This window comes from Leptolyngbya sp. AS-A5 (genome assembly GCF_039962495.1).
Classification (GTDB): domain Bacteria; phylum Cyanobacteriota; class Cyanobacteriia; order Leptolyngbyales; family Leptolyngbyaceae; genus Leptolyngbya.
The window spans coordinates 50,326-71,059 of record NZ_JAMPLL010000004.1 but is presented as its reverse complement, the minus strand read 5'-3'; the positions used below and the strand labels follow the sequence as shown (position 1 = coordinate 71,059).

The window sequence follows — 20,734 nt, the reverse complement described above, 5'->3', positions numbered from 1 at the left end:
ATTATAGGAGCCATTTGTTAAATGGATTCTGCCGCGATCGATTCTCGTTTACAAGTCTCAGAATTGAGATAGGACTGTTAATTTTAGGGTATCAATGGGCTTGAACGTGCAGCAGTTCAGCACTGAGACGATCGTGAATTCTTCCATTCGTGGCAAGAATTCTTCCGGATGAAAGCTGCATAGAAGTTTGGTCATAGGCAGTCACTTTGCCGCCTGCTTCTTCGACGAGAACAATTCCGGCTGCGATATCCCAGATTGATAATCCCCGCTCCCAATATCCATCCAATCGACCGGCTGCCACGTATGCGAGGTCGAGTGCTGCGGCTCCATCGCGTCGCACGCCTTGAGTAAGGTGGGTCAGATGCGCGAATTCTGGATAGTTGGTGTCTGGAGTTTGTCTTCGATCGTAAGCAAATCCCGTCACCAATAAGCTTTTCTCTAGTTCAGTTGTAGAGGACACGCGGATCGACCGCCGATTACAAGTCGCCCCTAATCCTTTTGCGGCGCGGAATAGTTCTTGATGGATCGGATTAAATACCACACCCACTTGCGGCACTCCTTCGATCAGTAAGCCGATCGACACCGCAACAAACGGGTATTGATGCGCGTAATTTGTCGTGCCATCGAGCGGATCGATCGCCCAGAGAAATTCGCTTTGTCGATCGCCCAATTGCCCAGATTCTTCTGCCAAAATCGGATGCTCTGGCACATGGCGCTTGAGAACCGAGAGAACTGCATCTTCAGCAGCGCGATCGGCTTCGGTGACTAAATCTCCGGGGCGACCTTTTTCGCGAATGTCTTCGAGTTTGCCCCAATGGGTTTGGAGAACGGCTCCGGCAGCAAGAGCGGCTTCGGTGGCGATGTCGAGGAAAATTTCTAATTGACGAGTATTCATAGAATCAAGGCTAAAGTCTCAAGTCATTCTATGATTTTGGGGAGGAGAGCGATCAATATCGCATCATAAATCCAACCGCTTTTGCACTTCAGCCCAAGGCATTGTTTCTCCCGTTGCACCTTGAGCCTACTCCACCGCAGCTTATTCTCAAGTTCCGGTAACGATGAAGTCGTGCGGTGGTAGATCACCTCGAACTCTTACCGATAACCTCCGTTCTGTCCGTACCAATGCGGTGTTAGCTAGCCCGGAAGAATTGTCTGAAAGGCGTGTTTGTAACAACACACCCGACAAGATCGGCGCTCGCCCTTGTTTAAACGCTAGCGGCTCGCACGTCTATACTGACAGATCAACTTCTAAATCGCGAATATATTCAGAAATCTTATGCTCCTCAAGCGTGCGAGGAACATAAGGCTCCACTTGTATTCCTACCAGAGCAGGGACTATGCAGATTAAGCGTGTTGCTTGCGATAACAAAAACTCAAACATCAAGATTAGAAGGACAATTGTATCTCCCAAAAAGCCTATGACTGTATCTCCCAGAAAGCCTTTGACTGCGTTCTCAGTTGCTTGTTTCTTGCGATGGCGATCGCCTGGGAAATAAACTAATTCGTTGATGTGACGGAAATCTAGAAGAACTGGAATTCGCGGTGGTAAACGAGGCACAGTATCAATGTAATTCACAACCCGATGCGATCGCCCTTCAAACTTCTTATTGATCCCTTTAGCTAGGGGTTGCTGAACAGTTCTGGGTGAGCCAAAGGTATACAGTGCTGTCACATGAAAACTCTGTTCATACACCAGCAATTTGTAAGCTGCCAACGTAGCTAAAGCACCGCCCAGGCTATGTCCCGTAAGGTAAAGCGCAATATCGCTAGATTGCTTATATAAGTCAAGCAAGGCATTACTTACCCCCGGTGCACCAAGCCACTCTATCCCTACGTTTGGCTCGTTATAAAGATCTTCAATTTCTTTTCTTACAGCCGTGCCCCAGATATTTTCGATACCTTCTACAAAGCCTCCATGGGCATAAAGATTAGGAAGTTTCTCGGCTGATTCCTTTTGTAATCCTGTATTTTCCAACAGATTTTCATCAGGAAATAATCTCTTAACGAAGTTAATATCGGTCAAGATATCGATCGAGTCTTGCTCTGTTCCCCGAAAAGCCAGCACTGCAAACTTGCCACTCCCATTCACGCCGGGATGACTTGCTAAAAACGCCTGTGTGCCCTTGGTATCAAATAAAAAAATGCGATCAAAGCCCACATCCTTTAACTCAGTGACAACGGTAATTTTATTCTCATAAGCTAGGCTTGAACATTGAGCTAACCACCAGGCAATGCCTACATCATAGGCTGTTTTACCTGCCAGAAAAGGTACTTCTAAAGGCGGAATCTGCGTATCAAATTTACCTCGTTCTAATTGCTCTCGATCTTCAAGCCTGCGAAAATATTTGCAAAGGTAGGTCATAACAATACCCCTTCAGAAATAGCTGTGTTCATCCAGGCGCGTATGTATCGATTGCACCCTAAACGAATGTATTTCACCAATAATCTTAAAGCACCGCTTGAGCCACCGCACTATTTACTTAGAATTATTTACTTAGACTGACTCTTTCTGTCTAATTGCTTAAGTCTAGACCATAGATCGAAAGGAGACAGCAGAATCAAGGCTAAAGGCTCAAGTTATTCTATGATTTTGGGAGGAGAGCCATCGAAATTCAGCCATCTCTATAATTGAAGAATGCAAAAGTTTACGATTACACGACCTGACGACTGGCATCTCCATCTGCGCGACGGTGCAGCGTTAAAAGCAGTGCTGCCACATACAGTGCGTCAGTTTGCCCGCGCGATCGTCATGCCAAATTTGAAGCCTCCAGTCCGCTCGGTGGCTGACGCAGCCGCCTATCGCGATCGCATCCTTGCAGCAGTTCCACAGGGACAATCGTTCGATCCTCTGATGACGCTCTACCTGACGGACAACACAAGTCCTGAAGAGATTATCGCGGCAAAAGCATCTCAGTTTATTAAAGCCGTCAAATATTACCCTGCTGGGGCAACGACCAATTCAGACCTTGGAGTGACGGATATTCGCAGGTGTGATCGCGTCTTTGAAGCGATGCAGCAGGTAGACCTGCCTCTGCTCCTGCATGGGGAAGTGACCGAGCACGATGTTGATATCTTTGATCGCGAGAAGGTGTTTATCGATCGACATCTGATCCCGCTCAAGCAACGATTTCCCAACCTGCGCGTCGTTCTTGAACACATTACTACCTCAGACGCCGTGCAGTATGTCCTCTCTGCAAACAACATTGCTGCAACCATCACGCCCCAACATTTGTTATTTAACCGCAATAGCCTATTCCAAGGTGGCATTCGCCCCCATTTTTATTGCTTGCCAGTCTTGAAACGAGAGCAGCATCGATCGGCGCTTTTGCAAGCAGCAATCTCTGGGAATCCTAAGTTTTTTCTAGGCACCGATAGCGCCCCTCATTCTCGAAATAGCAAAGAAAGTTCCTGTGGCTGTGCAGGTTGCTATTCGGCTTTGCACGCGATGGAGTTGTATGCAGAAGCATTTGAGAGCGTCGATGCCCTTGATAAACTTGAAGCTTTTGCCAGCTTCTATGGTGCAGATTTCTATCAACTTCCACGCAACACTGAACAGATTACTTTGACCAAAACGACCTGGCTTGTTCCTGATGAGCTGCTATTTCCAGAATCTGGTCTTGTGCCCTTACTAGCAGGTCAAGAAATGACTTGGCAAATGGCTTGACCCCAGCATGAAAGCTGCAAGTTGATTTGGATGATCGTGCTCGACTCGATTAATGCTTCAAATCTAATGATGGGTGAGGACGATCGCCACTCCATTTCTCAAGTGTCTGACCCAAGATGAATTTTCTGGTTGAGATGATTTGAGTACGATCGCAGAACTGTCTTGAGAAGATTTAGGAGTTGACATAATTTTGAAGAGCCATTGTTGTCTAGCCCGTCAAACTCCTAAAATTTTCTTGTTATCCTAAACTGGTACTGCTATTCTATTGCAGTTACAGCGCTCCAACACTTGGGGCATTCTAAGCAATAGCGTTGCTGACCCCCGAAATATGTCTACGTCCTTGCCGCTCGCACTCGAATCTCCATCGCTCGAAGAGGCACTCAAACATTACTTTGGGTATGACAGTTTTCGTCCAGGTCAGCGTGAAATTATCGAACACACACTCTCAAATCGCGATCAGTTGGTGATTATGCCAACCGGGGGCGGGAAGTCGATTTGTTTTCAGCTTCCAGCCTTGCTCAAACCCGGATTGATGATCGTAGTGTCTCCACTAATTGCATTGATGCAGGATCAGGTGGAATTGTTACGCGATAACGGGATTGCAGCGACGTTTCTCAATAGTAGTTTGTCGGCAGAAGAACGCCGATCGCGAGGACGCGCTGTAATGGAAGGACGAATTAAGCTGCTTTACGTTGCACCAGAGCGATTGCTAAGCGAGGACTTTTTGCAAGGTGTAATGCCCCATATTACAGAGCGCGTAGGGATTTCAGCATTTGCGATCGACGAAGCGCACTGTGTTTCTGAATGGGGGCACGACTTTCGACCGGAATATCGCCAATTAAGCATTCTACGATCGCGCTATCCCAACATTCCAATCATTGCTTTAACGGCAACGGCGACGCATCGAGTTCGAGAAGACATTGTTCAGCAGTTGAACTTACATGAACCACGAATTCATGTTTCGAGCTTTAATCGAACCAACCTTTATTACGAAGTCCGCCCGAAAACAAAGACTGCTTATCAAGAAGTGGTTAAACAAATTAAAGAAACTCCGGGCGCAGGCATTATTTACTGTTTGAGCCGAAAACGAGTTGAGGAAATCGCTGCAAGATTGAAGCAGGACGGAATTGCAGCACTTCCTTATCATGCAGGACTAGACGCAGAAACCCGTAAAGAGAATCAAACGCGATTTATTCGGGATGATGTGCGGGTGATTGTGGCAACGATCGCATTCGGCATGGGAATTAACAAGCCAGATGTTAGATTTGTGATTCACTACGATATTCCCAAAAATATCGAAGGCTACTATCAAGAATCAGGCAGAGCCGGACGAGACGGAGAACTTTCGACTTGTACCTTGTTTTATAGCTATGCTGATGTAAAAACGATCGAGTACATCATTTCGCAAAAAGTTGATCCAAACATAGGCGATCCGCTTGAAGATGAACAGCGCATTGCAACACAACAATTGCGCCGAGTGATCAACTTTGCAGAAGCAACCGAATGCCGCCGCACGATTCAGCTTTCCTACTTTGGTGAAGACTTTCCCGGAAACTGTGATAACTGCGATAACTGCAAATATCCAAAACCTGTCGAAGATTGGACAGTTGCTGCACAGAAATTTCTCTCTTGTATAGCGCGATTTGATCAACGGGGTCGAACCTTTGGAATGGCACATACGATCGATGTTCTTCGCGGCTCTAAAAACGATCGTGTGATGAAGAACAATCACAACACACTCAGCACCTATGGGATTGGTAAAGATATCAGTGCTGAAGAATGGAAGCTGTTAGGTCGATCGTTGATTCATCAAAGATTAGTGGATGAGACCACAGACGGTTATTCAGTGCTGAAACTAAATGAATTAAGTTGGGAAGTGCTGCGGGGACAGCGTTCTGTGATGGTTGCCATTGATAAACCCAAGCCTGCATTAACGGTTCCGACCATTTCTGTGGTTGATACGCCTGAATCTGAAGCATTGTTCGATCGTTTGCAAAAACTACGAAAGCGGTTAGCCGATGAACAATCCGTTCCGCCTTACGTCGTGTTCTCGAATGCAAGCTTACGGTTGATGTCGCAGCAGCAGCCCCAAACTCGTCAACAGTTTCTTAACATTTCCGGGGTTGGAAGCCGCAAGCTAGCCCAGTATGGGGAAGTCTTTCTGACGGAAATTCGATCGTTCCGCCAGGAAAACGGTTTACCCATTCAGACCGAAACCACACCGGAGCCAACCGTTATTCAGCTTGACCCAAAAGTCACAAAGCTCGACTCGGTTCCAGTTCCGCCGAGTGCGAATGAAGCAACTTACACTCAGCTTTACACGCTTGAACTATTTCAGCGCGGCAAGAAGCCTGCGGACATTGCCGAGGAGCGAAATCTCCGACTTAGTACAGTGATGACGCATTTAGCAGAACTAATCGAGATGAAATATCCGATCGATCTCGATCGCTTAGTCGCACGCGATCGACAAGCTAAAATTCTCGAAGCGGTTCAGCAAGCCGATGAATTCTCACTGGCTAAAATTCGTGAGCGATTAGATGAAACTTACGGATGGGATGAAATTCGACTGGTGCGATCTTGGTGGAATGCCCAGCAGCATTAGACTTTGAAATTCTGAAGAATTTTCCAGACTGTGAAGTGGGGTGTCGTGGTACTGTCGCAAAGCGGTTAGTTGCTGGTTGTGAGATGGAGGTCTGAGAGAGTTACACGAATTTGATCCGCTGGGTTAGCTTTCCCGATCACTTAGATGCTCCTACAACCAACAACGTACCTTCTAGCGAGCGATCTCGCTGGCTACCGCATCTGGTTGAGCTGATTGATGGACTGCTGCCTCGGTTAGATAGCTAGCTAACTGAGTTTCTACTTCACTACGCACCAGCTGACGGTAGTGAAGAAAATGCTCTAGCAAGCCGCAGTTACTCATGTAGGGCACAAATGCCCCTGGATTGCGCCGCAGCATGGAAAAAAGCTGATACCAAAACTGGACACGCGTACTACGCTTGATTCCCTGTCGCCAGCAAATCGTTAGCACCGCTCGTAGTTCCACCCACTCCAACATCTGAAAGGGGCGTTTGTGGGGCGCTGGCTGCATATTCATAAAGTGGCGATACACCCGTGCAAGATAGCGGCTGGGTTCATACAGTTCCCAAAAACAATTGACATACTCCCGCGCCAGGTCGGCGATCGGGCGAGTGGGGATAAAATTCATCAGCCCCATCTGTTGCCCGCTCAGATCTTTGCTTGATGCCAGCAAACGACCTTCCTTTTCCAGCCGATGCCACAAAGCGGTATTTGGTAGGGCATGAAGCATCCCAAACATAGCTTTGGGAATGGCAGTCGCTTCGACAAATTGGATAATGCGATCGCCAGCCCCCGGTTTCTCACCATCAAACCCCAGGATAAAGCCCGCCATCACAGACAAGCCTTTCCGGTTAATGGTTTGCACCGCTTCGACCAGCGAATTGCGCGTGTTTTGAAACTTTTGGGTCATCGCCAAGCTCTCTGTATCGGGCGTTTCAATCCCCAGAAAGACAGCAGTGAAGTTTGCCCGCACCATCAGGTCTAGTAGTTCCTCATCCTGCGCCAGATCAACCGAGGCTTCTGTACTTAACCGGAATGGGTACTTGTGTGCTGCCATCCAGGGGCCCAGTTCACGGAGCAGGAGTTTGACGTTGCGCTTATTGCCAATGAAGTTGTCATCGACTACGAAGACCGATCGCCGCCAACCGAGATCATAAAGAGTTTGCAGTTCTGCCAGCAGTTGAGCCGGGGTTTTTGTGCGTGGCTTCCGTCCGTAGAGAACGATGATGTCGCAGAATTCGCACTGAAAGGGGCATCCTCGCGAAAACTGAACAGACATCTCGATGTAGGCGTTGAGGTCGAGCAAGTCAAAACGGGGGATAGGAGAAGCAGATACATCTGGCTTTTCACCCAAAGGAGCGCGAAGAATCCCTGATGTTTCCCCCCGTTCCAGTGCCTCTACCAGCATTGGTAAGGTAATCTCTCCCTCATCCAGCACCAAAAAGTTAGCGCCAGCATCACGGGCTGCATCCGGTACAGAGGTGACATAGGGACCCCCAACCGCTACTAATTTACCCCGCCGTTTTGCTTCGTGAATGAGATGTAACAAGTCGGGCTTCTGCACAATCATGCCCGATAAAATCACCAAATCGGCCCATTCCCAATCGGCATCTGTTTCCGATCGCACATTACGGTCAATCAGCCGAAATTCCCAGGTCTGCGGCAAGATAGCAGCAACAGTAATCATGCCAAGCGGAGGCAGAGATGCCTTGCGATCGATCAGTTCTAACGCTTTATTGAAAGACCAGAACGACTCTGGAAACAGCGGGTAAAGAAGTAAAACTTTCATTAATCAAAAAACCTCACACCAAGACTGATGACTGGTACGGAGCCACTCAAGCTTACCCCGTCCTGCAAATTTTCGCGATCATGCCAAAACGATCGACTTCGCTGTGATTCCGTCAAGATTAGCGTAAGCTAGAGCATTTCTTGTCAATCGTGACGTGACCAAGCAAATTGAAAGAGACTGAATTTTCCGGCGTTGCTGAATAGCGGTATGTTTTCTTCGTTTAAATGGGTTGCTGTTCTCACCCTAACCCTCTCCCCAGGGAGAGGGAACAAGAGTATTTCTAGCTCCCTTCTCCCTAGGGAGAAGGGTTGGGAATGAGGGCAAACCCGGAATTCATGTCATCATTCAGCAACGCCAATTTTCCCTCATTTCATCCTAAATGGCTCCTCAAGCGTTGTTCAAGGGGTGCCGCCTCAGTGCATCCTGCTAAATGTGCAGCGGACAGTCGTTATCCGTGAATGATGCGGAAAGGATCGCGATCGCCGCTCAACGCTGACGCAAAGCTTAACTTTAACTTTTGTTAAGTGTAAGCTAGTTTAAAGCAAGAAATCCCCCAGCCAAAACTGAGGGATATCTTTCAATCAAGGGTTATGTTGTGGAGAGTTACTTGCAAGAGTAACCTCCACAATTTTTTATCAACTAGCCGTTGATTGCCGGAGCTTGTACTGCAACAGGTGTTTGATCCCCTACAGCCAAGTCAAGCGGGAAGTTGTGAGCGTTACGCTCGTGCATCACTTCCATCCCCAGGTTCGCACGGTTGATCATGTCTGCCCAGGTATTCACCACGCGACCTTGAGAATCCAAAATCGACTGGTTGAAGTTGAATCCGTTCAGGTTGAACGCCATCGTCGAAATACCCAGTGCAGTAAACCAGATACATACGACTGGCCATGCACCCAAGAAGAAGTGCAGTGCGCGAGAGTTGTTGAACGAGGCGTATTGGAAGATCAACCGACCGAAGTAGCCGTGTGCTGCCACGATGTTGTAGGTCTCTTCTTCTTGCCCGAACTTGTAGCCGTAGTTTTGGCTTTCTGCTTCGGTGGTCTCACGTACCAGCGAGGAGGTCACGAGTGAACCGTGCATCGCTGAGAAAAGCGACCCGCCGAATACACCAGCAACGCCGAGCATGTGGAACGGGTGCATCAAGATGTTGTGCTCGGCTTGGAAGACGATCATGAAGTTGAAGGTTCCAGAGATACCGAGGGGCATTCCATCCGAGAACGAACCTTGTCCGATCGGGTAGATCAAGAACACGGCGGTTGCAGCAGACACTGGAGCGCTGTAAGCAACGCAGATCCAAGGACGCATACCGAGACGGTAGGAGAGTTCCCATTGGCGACCGAGGTAAGCGAATACGCCGATGAGGAAGTGGAATACGACCAGTTGGTAAGGGCCACCATTGTACAGCCACTCGTCGAGCGATGCGGCTTCCCAAATCGGGTAGAAGTGCAGACCGATCGCGTTCGAGGACGGAACAACGGCACCGGAGATGATGTTGTTGCCGTAGAGCAAGGAGCCGGCGACGGGTTCGCGGATGCCATCGATGTCTACAGGAGGAGCAGCGACGAAGGCGATGATGTAGCAGATGGTCGCAGAAAGTAAGGTGGGGATCATCAACACGCCGAACCAGCCGACGTAGATTCGGTTATCGGTTGAAGTTACCCAGTTACAGAAGCGCTCCCACACATTGCCGCTTTCGCGTCTTTGTAATGTTGTGGTCATGGTTTTGATGATTACTAAAAAATACAAGAAGTACGATTCGGCAAACTTCGGAATCCGTTATTTACCTGACCTCATCTTATGGATATCTATCTTTATTTTTCTAGTGTCTACTTATGAAATTTTGTGTCTAACTGTTACTTGATTAATCAATCTTATTTAGCAAAAGTTCGTAAGTAGAAGCTAGCGGCTATTTTGACTGCTAAGAAATGCAAACAAAATCGTTTTACTAATACGAAGGCATTGGTTATTAAACCTTAAGTACACCTATCGATAAACTTCTTTACAAAATAAACTTACATTTGTTTGTGAAATAGCTGTTACATAAAGTGGAACGAATAATTAAGTTTATTTGGAGAGTTTTCTTAAGATAGATGAGAGTTTAGCTAACTTCATAGCTCGCATCTTTTCAAAAGCCCTGCGATAAATCAGCCTCCTCTGTGTAACTTCTAATCGCGTCTTTACCCAGAGCTGTAGCGAGACCGAGCTCTGTAGCGAGGATTTGAAGATTTGGTATCACATGATAACTCTTTCCGACTGTGCTTAGTCTAAAGTTAAGCTATGACTCTGCACTAGCTAAAATCATTCCTTTTTCGGCAGATCATCACTGCTATACCGATCGATCTGCTCATCATCCGATCAATACTGTCGGCATCTATCAGGCAGAATGGACACCGCTTGAAGCGTAGAAGTTCGGTTTGCTTTGAATTTCGCGTGTATAGTGATTACAAGTTTGTTGTTGGATGAGTGTGCTTATGCGCTTGAGAGTTTCTGCCCCGCTGAGCGTCCGGTCTCGGCAAATTTTATTTCTACTGAGCTTGGGTCTTGCGATCACGTCAGGATCTGTCGGGAGCGATCGATCCATTGCTAGCACTCCAGCCACCGCCCCCCAAGAACTCAGACAAGCATTAACGCAACTCGATGCTGCTGCAAACCGTAGAAATGTTCAAGAGGTGCTCCAGTTCTATAGTCCAAACTTTACGCATTCTGATGGACTGAATCGCCGATCGCTGGAACAGTCTCTCGCGCAACTGTGGAAACAATACCCGAATCTGACCTATAAAACAGAGCTGACCTCCTGGCGATCGAGTGCAAATGGAATTCAGGCAGAGACCCTCACTCAGATTACAGGAAGTCAGACAAAGGACGGACAGCAGGTCAAATTAAACGCAACTCTGCGATCGCGCCAACAGTTCCAGAACCAGAAGATCGTGCGCCAGGAAGTTCTGTCTGAGAGCAACTTGATTACAACTGGAGAGAAGCCGCCCTTGGTGAAGGTGAATCTACCGGAGCAGGTGCGAACCGGACAGGAATTTAACTTTGATGCGATCGTGCAGGAGCCGCTTGAGAATGACTTGCTGCTGGGTGCAGTGGTGCAAGAGCCTGTCAATGCCAATGGATATCTCAAGCCTGCAACAGTCGATCTAGATTTGCTGACTTCTGGCGGACTGTTCAAAGTCGGTAAAGCACCGAATACTGCTGGCTCTCAATGGATATCGGCTGTGCTGGTTCGGCATGGCGGCATGACGATGGTGACACAGCGATTGAATGTGATTGCGGCAGGATCAACTCGTCCGGCGCGATAAACGATCGTCGACTTTGAGAACTTTCCCGGCTTCAGAAGGGGCGATTCGAGTGTTGACTGCCATACGATAGTAGTGATTGAATTGCTCTTTTGGCACCCAGTTGGGAAGTTCTTCTTTGCGTTGTGTGTTGAATATTTTTTGAAATTGGGGATAAGGTTCTCCTGAAATGGCATCACGGGTCGGGACGATGCAGCGCTGACAGGAATTAATTCCTTGAATTTCGACTTCACCAACCTGAAAGGTGGTCGAACGTTTATTTGCTGAGTAAAGCTGTTCTTCCCAGAATGCCGGAACTTCAGAAAGCTCTAAGTTTGTGCGGAGGCGCGATCGCATTCCTGCAAGCGTCATTCCTTCAAACCAAGAAGCGGCTTGTTTCAGGGTTGCAACGCTGACGATCGTCGGCCCTGGCGATACCGGATCATCTGGAAATCCAGTCGTGAGATCTTGCTTGAGAAATACCCGAAAGCCAAAATAATCACTCAACCAGCCTTCGATGCCGCTCCGACCGTGATCGAGGTGAAAGCTCACCGGACGATCGTTCTGCACCGAGAGCGTCACAATTCGCGCTTTAAGATCGAACTGCGATCGGATTTGGTGAATCCTTGCGGTACGTTTGCCGTTTACCCAGTTGTCGGATTGATCGACAATGCAGAATTCTCGATCGTGTTCCAAGCTGCCGCCCGGTAGAATTTTTGCCTGACTTACCGAAATTGCATCGAGAGACTTGATTGGGTAAATCAGAATTGTTTCAAGTTTTGCCATAGGAATTACACTGCGTAACCTAATTCATTGTGCGCGATCGTTCCGCTGCACGAAGTAGTCGCGTGATTCAAAAAATTCACCAGCCATTCTTTCACCTGATAGGTGGCGCGGCAGTCATCCTCGTTATAAATCAAAATTGACTCTAAATAACTGCGATCGCCTGTCGTTAACCACTGGGCGTACCAATAGATCGACTGCGCCCCATTTGCACTCGAATCGCGCCAGTCAAACCCAACCCAACGAGCAATGTGCTTGAGTGCATAGCTTTCCACAGGAAGCGTCACGGTCTGAGTCACACAATCATGCAAGTCAATAAATCGGGCTAACAACGGTCGAATTAATTCCTCTGGCGTTTCAAACAGCTTTCCAAGTCGTTCAACGGTTTGCACTTCATAGGGGCAAAAATGAAAAATGGGCGCATTCGGATACGCCCATAGTAAGTCAATCAGTTTTTGCCACGCTATTGATTCTTCTTCAGGAGTTTCTGCCAGTAAGGCGTGGAAGGTTTCGGTCTGGCTTATCCGATCGACGACTAATATTCCGTGCAGGTAGACTAGGTTCAAACTTGGCTCGGCTTCGATATCAAAATAAAGCTCGATCGCGGCAGTGGGAATCGTTGGCATTCGGAACGGTCGTTTACCAACGGTGTGAGCGGCAAGACTTTCGCCTAAAAGTGCGGTATCTTGCAGCGTCGATCGCGCCTGTCGAACAATTTTGTGCGCCGTCTCGCTGCCAAAGCCAGGAAGGGGTTCAAGACGGGCAGGAGGCGTTTCTGCAAGAGCTTCGAGGGTCGTGAGATTGAGGGCTTGCAGTTGAACGTAGCGAGGTTGCGTCACCCCTGGAAGTAAAGAAAGATGCTGTTCGGATTTGGCGATCGCGTAACAATGACTAAACCAATGGCACAAACTACAGCGACTCCGAGAGATAAAGACTTCCGGTTCGTGTTGCTGCGCTATAGTTTGAATGCAATTGGCAAGAATCGCCTCCATGCGGGGAACAGTTTCCCATAAGTCCACTGAAAACGCGCCGCGCTCTTTCAAAATTAACCAAGCTTCCTCGACCCAAGCCCCCTGAACTGCTGCGAGTACCTTGGCAAAATACGCCACAACAATTTGATACTCTTGCTTTGGGCGCTTGCTCAATTTAATTTCGCTTGGCACATAAATCCAATCGCCAAAGATGGATTGTCCCGGTTGTTTTTCTAGCAGGTCAGGATTGGCCACGAGCGTAACGCCTGCTTCCTCAGCCAGCAACACAGGCTGATAAATTCGCTCGACTCCTTCCCGCATTAACTTTAAAGTTTCTTCTGCGCCTTTTTGCCAGTCGCCTGATTGATACCTAGGCTCTCGATGCTCTTGGGTCGAAAGGACTTGTCGCCGATTTTCTGCACTATCTTGTATCAGCTTTAGCAGGTAATCGTTAGGGGGGTCTTTTTGTTCCACATTCCCATATCGATCGAGAAAAGCTCGGCGGCTACAGCGTTGATAATTTAGCAGCAGGTCGGCGGTGATGAACATCTCTATAAAGGTAGAAGGTAGCGGACTGCGGCATCAACCAGAGGCATCGATTATGTCTAATTCTAAAGCGAGAATTGCAGAAAGTTAACGTTAATCGTGCTCATTCTCCCTATAATAGCAATTCAAAATTAATGAGGGATTAAGTGATACCTTAATGAAGTTTTATTTCTTGATGCAAAATTAACTGGACTGCCAGGAGTGACAGAGCGCGGCGCTGCTCCTTTTGTTATGTTTAGAAAACAGATCAATCGCCTTCTACCATGTTGTCTCAACTCGATCAGCACCGCAGCGAATTTCCCTATCTCAAAGGCAAAGCTTATTTTAACTATGGTGGACAAGGCACAATGCCAAGACCTGCGATCGCGGCGCTGCATGAAGCCCACGATCGATTTCAGGAATTAGGCCCGTTTTCGAGTACGGCGAATGCTTGGATTGTGCAGGAAGGGAATTTAACGCGGGAGGCGATCGCAAAGGAACTTGGCACAACTGCTGACACGATTACCCTCACTGAAGATGTTTCTGTCGGATGCAATATTGCGCTGTGGGGCATTGATTGGAAGGCAGGAGATCACATCTTAATCAGCGATTGTGAACATCAAGGAATTGTGGCAGCAGTCCGCGAACTTCAGCGGCGATTTAATTTGGAAGTAACGCTCTGCCCCTTGTTGGAGACTCTGAATTCGGGTGATCCTTGTGCGATCGTTGAGCAATTCCTGCAACCCAATACTAAATTGTTTGTTGTTAGTCATATTCTTTGGAATACTGGGCAAGTTTTACCGCTGAAGCAAATGGTTGAAGTTTGTCATGCGCGATCGGTGCAGGTTCTGGTTGATGCAGCACAATCTGCCGGAGTATTGCCGCTGAATCTTACGGAGTTGCAGGCTGATTTTTATGCGTTTACGGGGCATAAATGGTGGTGTGGTGCAGCGGGTGTGGGTGGATTGTATGTTCGCCCTGAAGCGCGAGAAAGATTGAGTCCGACGTTTATCGGCTGGCGGAGTGTGATTACGGATGCTACTGGAAATCCGGTTCGGTTTCAGTCCGATGGTCGCAAATATGAGATTGCCACTTCAGCGATTCCGTTATATTCAGCATTGCGTGAAGCGATCGAGTTTCATGCTCCCTTTGCTCAGGAGCGGTACCCGATGATTTGCGATCGGAGTGCTTATCTATGGCAGCAGTTAAATCAGCTATCAGATGTGAAATGCTTAAAACAAACTGCTCCAGAAGCGGGATTAGTTTCATTTCAGCTAGTAGATGGAAAGCATTCTCAATTGGTTCAGTTTCTTGAGGAGAAAAGTATTTTTTTGAGAGTGATATTAAATCCGAATTGTATTCGCGCTTGCGTTCACTACTTTACGACGGAGAACGAAATTGATTTGCTAATGAGTACGATTCAAAAGTTTATTGGTTGATAAGTAGACAAGCCTAATTAAAAAGAAGACCGTCAATCTGCCTTCACCCCAACCCTCTCCCACAGGAGAGGGAACTAGAAGTCTGGTTCTCTTTCTCTCCAAGGGAGAAGGAGAGGGCTAACGCCATGCTCCGCAAGAGGGGATGAGGGTCTTTCTTAACAGACGAGAGACTAATTAAAGCTCACAACTTCCTCATACTTTTTGCATATTCTAACGATGGGAGTTTTTCAGGGAATATCGAGCTTCTACGCCCTGAGCAAATCATTTCGTAACTGATGTAGAGATTAGCTTTCTTGTACATCATCAGAATAATTGCCCCTGAAATGCGATCGCTGCTATCACTTTGAACCAGTTGATTTTGAATCAGGGTGTAGCTATGACAAACTTTCATCCAAATAATTCTCGTAAAATACTTGATCCGAACCGCCATACTATTCCTCAAGTTTCAGATCCCCAAGTTTCAGAACCGCAAGACTCGTCTGAGCCATTCACATCGGTTGAACCAGCACAGACAGTTGCTTCAGACCAAGAATTAGAGACACTCGCCATTGCCAATCAGACCCAACTTCAAAAAGCCGACCCGTCGATCGAACCCGCTACAGCGATCGTAATTTCGCCATCTGCTCCAGCAGTTCAAAAACGGCGCTTCACTCCAAAGCAGGTGATCATTGCGCTTGGAATCACAACTGCGCTTTTGGGAAGTGCGATCGCATTAAATATCCTCTAATGAACAACACACTAGCTTAGAAGAGCGGAGGTGATTTGGTAGTGACGTTTGAGATTGTTCTGGGTCGCTTTATTCTGGGCTATTCTTGGGAGCGAATTGCTGCGGATTACAACTTGTTTCAAGGGGGTTTGATGTTGATGGGTCTAATCCTGCTGCTTCTGGCTCCATGGATTGCTGCAAAGCTCCGACCTATTCAGGATCAGTCGATCGCACTCGAATAAAGCAATCGCAGATTATTCCATCAGCAAAGGCTGGACTCTACCCACTTTCCAAGCAAGTAACGCTCCCAATCCAAATAGACTCACAATAAAGGTCACAATTCCGCCTAAAACTGGAACCAAAGACAGGAGCGTGATGATGAGCAACCCGATCAAGAACTGTTGCAATCGAGTGCGCTGGTCGCTTTTTGTAATTTGCTGACCCACCCACAATGAGATGCCCAATGTTCCAACAAAGGTGGCGAGACTCGCAACCAGAATCAAGAGTGGGATCAACGGAATACCAATTAGAGTAATTGCAAGAAAGAGGATGAGAGCAACCAAAGTGATAGACGCTCCAATCCCCCATAACGCACTTTGGCTGGGATAGCGGTGAACGGTTGCTGCCAAATTAGGCAGAAATGAGGGGGCAGCGCGGAGGAGAATCATGCCAGCAATGGCAGAAACGATCGCGCTCATGATCCGAAAAATACTGTGAGCGGCGTAACCTGCCCAAAAGGAATGACGATCGCGCTGCATTCCCCGCATTGCATCCTCATTAAACGTTTGTTTCGCGCCACCAATTGTGGCTCCTTCTTCCTGCACCACGTTACCGCCAACGGCATAAGCATCACCATCTACACGTGCGCCTCTCTTAAGGGTGACATTTCCGCCAATTGCGATCGCGGTTTGCGTCACTCGTGCATTCGGTTGTACTGTCACCGATCCTCCGATTGCATGAGCATTTTCTACGACTTGTTTCTCCAGAACAGTAACATCTCCACCCAAACGAATTAAATTCTTATTGTTGATGTTGATATCGGTCTGCGCGATCGCGCTGCTGGTTAATAGCAGCACGATAGTTAAAACAAATGCTGAAAGCCATTTCATAGGAAAAACCTAATGCTGTTACAACCTCTATTTCTCAGCGCGGAGCAAAGAATGCACAATTAGCCGAACCAGTGAGAAGGCGCTAACCCAGCATCTTCCTCTTCAGGTAAGCAATGTTCGATTTCTTGCTGATTCTGCACCAAAATTTCTTCGATGCCCTGACGAATGACGAACTCGGTACAAGACTGCGGATCGCTACAGTAGGGAGCATAAGTTGGATGAACACTGACTTCTTGAGTGTCCTCAACCAGGGTAAACACACTCGGAACTCGGTTTAAAACCCACACTAACAATTGCTGACGGAAGTCAGGATGAGAAAATGCTTGTTGGTATGGATGTTGCGGATAGTCTTCTACGACTCGTTCGATTTCTTGAAGAATATGATGTTCTGTTAAGTTAACGATCGTTTTTGACATAAAACAGACCTCGCTTTAAGCAAAGATGGAATACAGAAGCACTTAAGCATTCCAGTAGCCTCTTGCTTCTCTTATGTGCCAAGGATAGATCGCGATCGTGAGAAACTTGTGAAGATTAAGCTGGTTGCGAAATGTACTCATTCGCCTATTCATCGACTCAGTATCTTCATCGCTAACCGACGATTTGATCGGCACCATAAAGTGCTTGAATGAAAGGGATGAGCTTGATTAACCCTGTGTGACAAATTATTTAGACGAAACGAGTGTTTCTCCACTCGAAGAGCTTCCCGCACAATTTCTGACAATATCCACTTCAGTTCCCTCCACTCTCGCTACAAAACCTTCCAAAGATGAAATTCGATCGAGCCTCCGTGCTTCAACGTTGGATGGTGTTTTCGCAACAATTTTCTCTAATATCACGGGTGGAGTGTTACTGAGCAATTTTCTTGTCGAGCTAAAAGCAACACCAATCCAGATCGGAATGTTTGCTTCCATTCCGATGCTGGCAAACTTACTGCAACCTTTAGGAGCTTATTGGGCAGATTCAACAACTAGCCGACGGCGCTACAGCCTATGGATTTATAGTATTTCTCGCTTACTTTGGTTGCCGTTAGCGATCGCAATCATTGTCTTTAGTGTTCACCCCACACACCCTCAGCAAATGATTGTGGCAACGTTAGCAGTAATGTTGGCAACCCATACTCTGGGTGCACTGGGTGGGGCATCCTGGCTGTCTTGGTTAGCAACATTAGTGCCTCGACAACTGCGCGGACGATATTTCGGCTTTCGCAATAGTACCTTCAGCCTCACCAGTTTAGTGGCTTTGCCCTGTTTGGGGGTGACGGTGTCGCGCTGGAGCGGTGGCGGCATTGAAGGATATGGCGCGATGGTGATTGTGGGAGTTTTGGCTGGGTTGATTAGTTTAGGCTTTCAGTCTCGAATGAGCGATGTAAATCCGCAGGCTCGTTGTTCGCAGACATTAGAAGTTGATCAGAATTGTGCAATTGCTGAGGAAGTTTTTACGATCGATCCACCAGAAACCGCATCCCGCAGCATTCTAAACAACTTCCATTTTCTACTGTTCCTGCTTTATTTTAGCATTTGGGCGTTTGGCATTAATCTGAGCAATCCGTTTTTTAATTTGTACTTACTGGATAACTTGGCTCTCGATCTGAGTTGGGTCACACTCTATAACGGTTTGGGGGCTGGAGCCAATTTATTGATGCTGTTCTTTTGGGGCAAATTAGCGGATCAAATCGGCAATCGAGCAATTCTCTTGCTAGATGGAATACTGGTTGCTGTTACTCCGGTGCTGTGGCTAGGAACTGATGCAAGTTCGTTGTCAATCTGGCTTTGGTTTCCGATGTTGCATCTATTAGGCGGTGGAACGATCGCAGCCGTGGATTTGTGCATCAACAATTTGCAGCTTGAAATCGCACCCACTCAACATCATACGAAGTATTTTGCAATTACTGGCGCGATCAGTGGTGTTGCTGGAGCAATGGGCGCTTTAGTCGGTGGGTGGTTCGCGCAGTTTGCGGATGTTGGCGGAATGACGGGATTGTTTGTGTTCTCTAGTGTGTTGCGACTTTTGGCACTGTTGCCTTTGATTTGGCTACGGGAACCACAGCGACGATCGCTCAAACAGCTTCTGCAACAGTTGATTCATCCTTCTCAAGATACCGCTATTCTGCCGTGAAGATCTTTAGTTGAGATGGGCAGGCAGTAGGGACAGTGCCACGATCGCCAAAAATAACAATGCAGAACTGGTTTCAAGCATGGCAACATTTTGAATTGCTGTTGTTTGATACCAATTGCGTCGTGCCAAAATCAAAGTAAACTTCAGCAGAACCACACCAAACCCGATCGCTGAATACAAGCTCAACCAGCCGTAGTACCAAAGTCCACAAACCATCAAAGTTGCGATCGCGTGATAAATCAGTGCTGGCGTTAATGATGCTGTTTTCGGTTTACGCAGCTTTACCGTAAAAATGGCACTGCTAAAGAATAGAGTGTTCAACAGCCACAGTCCTACAATTGAAGCTGTCAAAGCTCCACCGGTTGCAATATGAGCAAATGGTGCGGCAAGACAAACGGCTGCAAAGGTTAATAGTTCGTTACCAAATGATTTTTGCTGTCGGTAAAAGACTGAAATTGCATCGACCGCAAAAGCGACGATCGCGCCCAGATACAACCACAACAATTCAGAAGCTTGCAGAGATAAATAAGCTGCAATACTAAGTGAGACAACCGCATACAGTCCGCCCCAAGCTAAAAATCGAGGTTTCCAACTTCGTCGCTGCTTGATTTGCAGCACTAATGGATGTTCTGCCTGAAATCCTGCAAATGCAGAAATTAGTGCGAGTGTAGTTGCCCCTGTCCAATGTTGTGCGGCTGCCGCTCCAGTGAGAAATGACACCAGCAACATCACATAGACTCCATGTTCGGGTGACACGATCGGACGATACCAAGCCTGACCAGAAGAGTGAGAAGCTTTTTCTGGAAGCGAACTAGAGTCTGGAAGCGTCATTGCACTATCCTTTGTGATTACAGCACCTTGATCTTCAACCTAGCCCACCCAACCTGTCCAGACGGTCGCTCCTAGAGTATGCAGAATGACTAGAATTTTGAACAGCATTAATCAGGAGTGGATAAACTTTTGCTCTAATGCGATCGCACCCGGAAACAGCACATTGTTTTCTTTGTGGACGTGCTGGTGCATATCTTGTTCAAAAGCCTCTAGCGCGTTCAGCATCGATCGATAGGTATTACATGCCCATTCTGGCGGAGTGTAATTGTTGGTGAGTTGGCGCAGTTTTTCTAATGCACGTCCAGCAGCATCATGCTCAAGTTCCATCCGAGAAACAGGATTGCACAAACTACCACAATGAAAGATAGGGAGACCATTACTCGCTTCTAACTGTCGAACTATCGGAAACAAAACTTGCTCTTCTTTAAGCAAATGGGTTGTCAGGTCTGCCGATAGCTCTAGAAAGACGTTTCTGATTTCAAGTAAACGAGGTTCTTTGTCTCCATGCACCGCAGCAACTTTTGTCACCATCTTTTCGAGGCGTGGAAGTTCTGTATGCAGATAGGCGTGATGAGTCTGCTCGATATGATTTGCTAGGGCGGTCAACGATAAACCACTCAAATTCATCTCCGAGGCAGGTTCTTTAGCTGCATTGTTCTCTAACTGCGTTAGGAATGCTTCAGGATCGATACCGCGTTGACGACAGGCTTCTTCTAAAGTTCTTTTGCCACCGCAACAATAGTCAATATTTACTTGTTCAAACTGACGCGAAAGAGCAGGATAATCACGCACGATCGCGCCGACAGTGTTATTAATCTCAAAAGTTGTCATTGCTTTGTCCTTGAACCATTCACAATTCAAGCGTAGGGGAATCATTGTGTGAATGCCTTGACTTAGATCAAAAATAGGCTTTGTTATTGAATGATCTTCGTAACTTTTAA

Annotated in this window: 18 protein-coding genes; 7 read left to right on the top strand and 11 right to left on the bottom strand. The window is 47.3% G+C overall.

Translation table 11 applies throughout. The features are described from left to right. Window positions 1-91 precede the first annotated feature (91 nt). Together NC980_RS07165 and NC980_RS07160 are read right to left on the bottom strand one after the other, a co-directional pair. The gene (locus NC980_RS07165; protein ID WP_190378235.1) at window positions 92-895 is read right to left on the bottom strand and encodes an inositol monophosphatase family protein; all 804 of its coding nucleotides are present in this window, start codon (window positions 893-895) and stop codon (window positions 92-94) included. A 333-nt stretch (window positions 896-1,228) separates the two neighbouring features. After that, window positions 1,229-2,362: a lipase family protein gene (locus NC980_RS07160; protein WP_190378234.1), complete on the bottom strand. Its 1,134-nt coding sequence runs from the start codon at window positions 2,360-2,362 to the stop codon at window positions 1,229-1,231. A 273-nt stretch (window positions 2,363-2,635) separates the two neighbouring features. On the opposite strand from NC980_RS07160, the gene pyrC reads away from it, so the two are divergent. Then, window positions 2,636-3,664: a dihydroorotase gene (gene pyrC / locus NC980_RS07155; RefSeq protein WP_190378233.1), complete on the top strand. Its 1,029-nt coding sequence runs from the start codon at window positions 2,636-2,638 to the stop codon at window positions 3,662-3,664. Between the two features lie 328 nt (window positions 3,665-3,992). Next, window positions 3,993-6,266 carry a DNA helicase RecQ gene (recQ, locus tag NC980_RS07150; protein ID WP_190378232.1) on the top strand — a complete coding sequence of 758 codons (2,274 nt, stop codon included), beginning with the start codon at window positions 3,993-3,995 and terminating at the stop codon, window positions 6,264-6,266. A 171-nt stretch (window positions 6,267-6,437) separates the two neighbouring features. Here recQ and NC980_RS07145 read toward each other — a convergent pair whose 3' ends face one another. Together NC980_RS07145 and psbA are read right to left on the bottom strand one after the other, a co-directional pair. Further along, the gene (locus NC980_RS07145) at window positions 6,438-8,033 is read right to left on the bottom strand and encodes a B12-binding domain-containing radical SAM protein (RefSeq protein ID WP_190378231.1); all 1,596 of its coding nucleotides are present in this window, start codon (window positions 8,031-8,033) and stop codon (window positions 6,438-6,440) included. Between the two features lie 639 nt (window positions 8,034-8,672). Continuing rightward, window positions 8,673-9,755, bottom strand: a complete 1,083-nt coding sequence (psbA, locus tag NC980_RS07140; protein WP_190378230.1) for a photosystem II q(b) protein — start codon at window positions 9,753-9,755, stop codon at window positions 8,673-8,675. A gap of 752 nt (window positions 9,756-10,507) precedes the next feature. On the opposite strand from psbA, the gene NC980_RS07135 reads away from it, so the two are divergent. Continuing rightward, the gene (locus NC980_RS07135; RefSeq protein WP_242027094.1) at window positions 10,508-11,338 is read left to right on the top strand and encodes a nuclear transport factor 2 family protein; all 831 of its coding nucleotides are present in this window, start codon (window positions 10,508-10,510) and stop codon (window positions 11,336-11,338) included. On the opposite strand, the gene NC980_RS07130 is transcribed toward NC980_RS07135, so the two are convergent. Both NC980_RS07130 and NC980_RS07125 read right to left on the bottom strand, forming a co-directional pair. Further along, window positions 11,318-12,100, bottom strand: a complete 783-nt coding sequence (locus NC980_RS07130; RefSeq protein WP_190378228.1) for an MOSC N-terminal beta barrel domain-containing protein — start codon at window positions 12,098-12,100, stop codon at window positions 11,318-11,320. The two genes, NC980_RS07135 and NC980_RS07130, sit on opposite strands and share 21 nt — an antisense overlap. 5 nt (window positions 12,101-12,105) lie before the next feature. Beyond that, complete coding sequence (locus tag NC980_RS07125; protein WP_190378227.1) at window positions 12,106-13,617, bottom strand: TM0106 family RecB-like putative nuclease; 1,512 nt, start codon at window positions 13,615-13,617, stop codon at window positions 12,106-12,108. A gap of 260 nt (window positions 13,618-13,877) precedes the next feature. On the opposite strand from NC980_RS07125, the gene NC980_RS07120 reads away from it, so the two are divergent. From NC980_RS07120 to NC980_RS07110, 3 genes are all read left to right on the top strand, one after another. Then, entirely contained in the window at window positions 13,878-15,032 is a 1,155-nt protein-coding gene (locus NC980_RS07120; RefSeq protein ID WP_190378226.1) for an aminotransferase class V-fold PLP-dependent enzyme, read from the top strand. Window positions 15,033-15,408: 376 nt separating this feature from the next. Beyond that, the gene (locus tag NC980_RS07115; protein ID WP_190378225.1) at window positions 15,409-15,759 is read left to right on the top strand and encodes a hypothetical protein; all 351 of its coding nucleotides are present in this window, start codon (window positions 15,409-15,411) and stop codon (window positions 15,757-15,759) included. Between the two features lie 41 nt (window positions 15,760-15,800). Beyond that, a complete protein-coding gene (locus NC980_RS07110; protein ID WP_190378224.1) occupies window positions 15,801-15,980 on the top strand; it encodes a hypothetical protein in 180 nt (59 codons plus the stop codon). A 12-nt stretch (window positions 15,981-15,992) separates the two neighbouring features. On the opposite strand, the gene NC980_RS07105 is transcribed toward NC980_RS07110, so the two are convergent. From NC980_RS07105 to NC980_RS07095, 3 genes are read right to left on the bottom strand one after another with little or no spacing between them, the layout of a single operon-like run. Continuing rightward, on the bottom strand, window positions 15,993-16,847 hold the full coding sequence (locus NC980_RS07105; RefSeq protein WP_190378223.1) for a hypothetical protein: 855 nt from the start codon (window positions 16,845-16,847) through the stop codon (window positions 15,993-15,995). 59 nt (window positions 16,848-16,906) lie between these two features. Beyond that, on the bottom strand, window positions 16,907-17,263 hold the full coding sequence (locus NC980_RS07100) for a hypothetical protein (protein WP_190378222.1): 357 nt from the start codon (window positions 17,261-17,263) through the stop codon (window positions 16,907-16,909). 42 nt (window positions 17,264-17,305) lie between these two features. Further along, a complete protein-coding gene (locus NC980_RS07095; RefSeq protein ID WP_190378221.1) occupies window positions 17,306-17,461 on the bottom strand; it encodes a hypothetical protein in 156 nt (51 codons plus the stop codon). 40 nt (window positions 17,462-17,501) lie between these two features. Between NC980_RS07095 and NC980_RS07090 the strand changes: the two genes are divergently transcribed. Then, window positions 17,502-18,962 carry an MFS transporter gene (locus tag NC980_RS07090; RefSeq protein WP_190378220.1) on the top strand — a complete coding sequence of 487 codons (1,461 nt, stop codon included), beginning with the start codon at window positions 17,502-17,504 and terminating at the stop codon, window positions 18,960-18,962. A 6-nt stretch (window positions 18,963-18,968) separates the two neighbouring features. Here NC980_RS07090 and NC980_RS07085 read toward each other — a convergent pair whose 3' ends face one another. Next, window positions 18,969-19,793 (bottom strand): YwiC-like family protein, encoded by an 825-nt coding sequence (locus NC980_RS07085; RefSeq protein WP_190378219.1) that lies wholly within the window; start codon window positions 19,791-19,793, stop codon window positions 18,969-18,971. Window positions 19,794-19,904: 111 nt separating this feature from the next. Then, window positions 19,905-20,624, bottom strand: a complete 720-nt coding sequence (ric, locus tag NC980_RS07080) for an iron-sulfur cluster repair di-iron protein (RefSeq protein ID WP_190378218.1) — start codon at window positions 20,622-20,624, stop codon at window positions 19,905-19,907. Window positions 20,625-20,734: the final 110 nt, after the last annotated feature.

Excerpts from the sequence above, each read along its gene's own strand:
- NC980_RS07165 (WP_190378235.1), bottom strand. The coding sequence starts at position 895 with ATGAATACTCGTCAATTAGAAATTTTCCTCGACATCGCCACCGAAGCC.
- NC980_RS07160 (WP_190378234.1), bottom strand. The coding sequence starts at position 2,362 with ATGACCTACCTTTGCAAATATTTTCGCAGGCTTGAAGATCGAGAGCAA.
- pyrC (WP_190378233.1), top strand. The coding sequence starts at position 2,636 with ATGCAAAAGTTTACGATTACACGACCTGACGACTGGCATCTCCATCTG.
- recQ (WP_190378232.1), top strand. The coding sequence starts at position 3,993 with ATGTCTACGTCCTTGCCGCTCGCACTCGAATCTCCATCGCTCGAAGAG.
- NC980_RS07145 (WP_190378231.1), bottom strand. The coding sequence starts at position 8,033 with ATGAAAGTTTTACTTCTTTACCCGCTGTTTCCAGAGTCGTTCTGGTCT.
- psbA (WP_190378230.1), bottom strand. The coding sequence starts at position 9,755 with ATGACCACAACATTACAAAGACGCGAAAGCGGCAATGTGTGGGAGCGC.
- NC980_RS07135 (WP_242027094.1), top strand. The coding sequence starts at position 10,508 with ATGCGCTTGAGAGTTTCTGCCCCGCTGAGCGTCCGGTCTCGGCAAATT.
- NC980_RS07130 (WP_190378228.1), bottom strand. The coding sequence starts at position 12,100 with ATGGCAAAACTTGAAACAATTCTGATTTACCCAATCAAGTCTCTCGAT.
- NC980_RS07125 (WP_190378227.1), bottom strand. The coding sequence starts at position 13,617 with ATGTTCATCACCGCCGACCTGCTGCTAAATTATCAACGCTGTAGCCGC.
- NC980_RS07120 (WP_190378226.1), top strand. The coding sequence starts at position 13,878 with ATGTTGTCTCAACTCGATCAGCACCGCAGCGAATTTCCCTATCTCAAA.
- NC980_RS07115 (WP_190378225.1), top strand. The coding sequence starts at position 15,409 with ATGACAAACTTTCATCCAAATAATTCTCGTAAAATACTTGATCCGAAC.
- NC980_RS07105 (WP_190378223.1), bottom strand. The coding sequence starts at position 16,847 with ATGAAATGGCTTTCAGCATTTGTTTTAACTATCGTGCTGCTATTAACC.
- NC980_RS07100 (WP_190378222.1), bottom strand. The coding sequence starts at position 17,263 with ATGTCAAAAACGATCGTTAACTTAACAGAACATCATATTCTTCAAGAA.
- NC980_RS07095 (WP_190378221.1), bottom strand. The coding sequence starts at position 17,461 with ATGGTGCCGATCAAATCGTCGGTTAGCGATGAAGATACTGAGTCGATG.
- NC980_RS07085 (WP_190378219.1), bottom strand. The coding sequence starts at position 19,793 with ATGACGCTTCCAGACTCTAGTTCGCTTCCAGAAAAAGCTTCTCACTCT.
- ric (WP_190378218.1), bottom strand. The coding sequence starts at position 20,624 with ATGACAACTTTTGAGATTAATAACACTGTCGGCGCGATCGTGCGTGAT.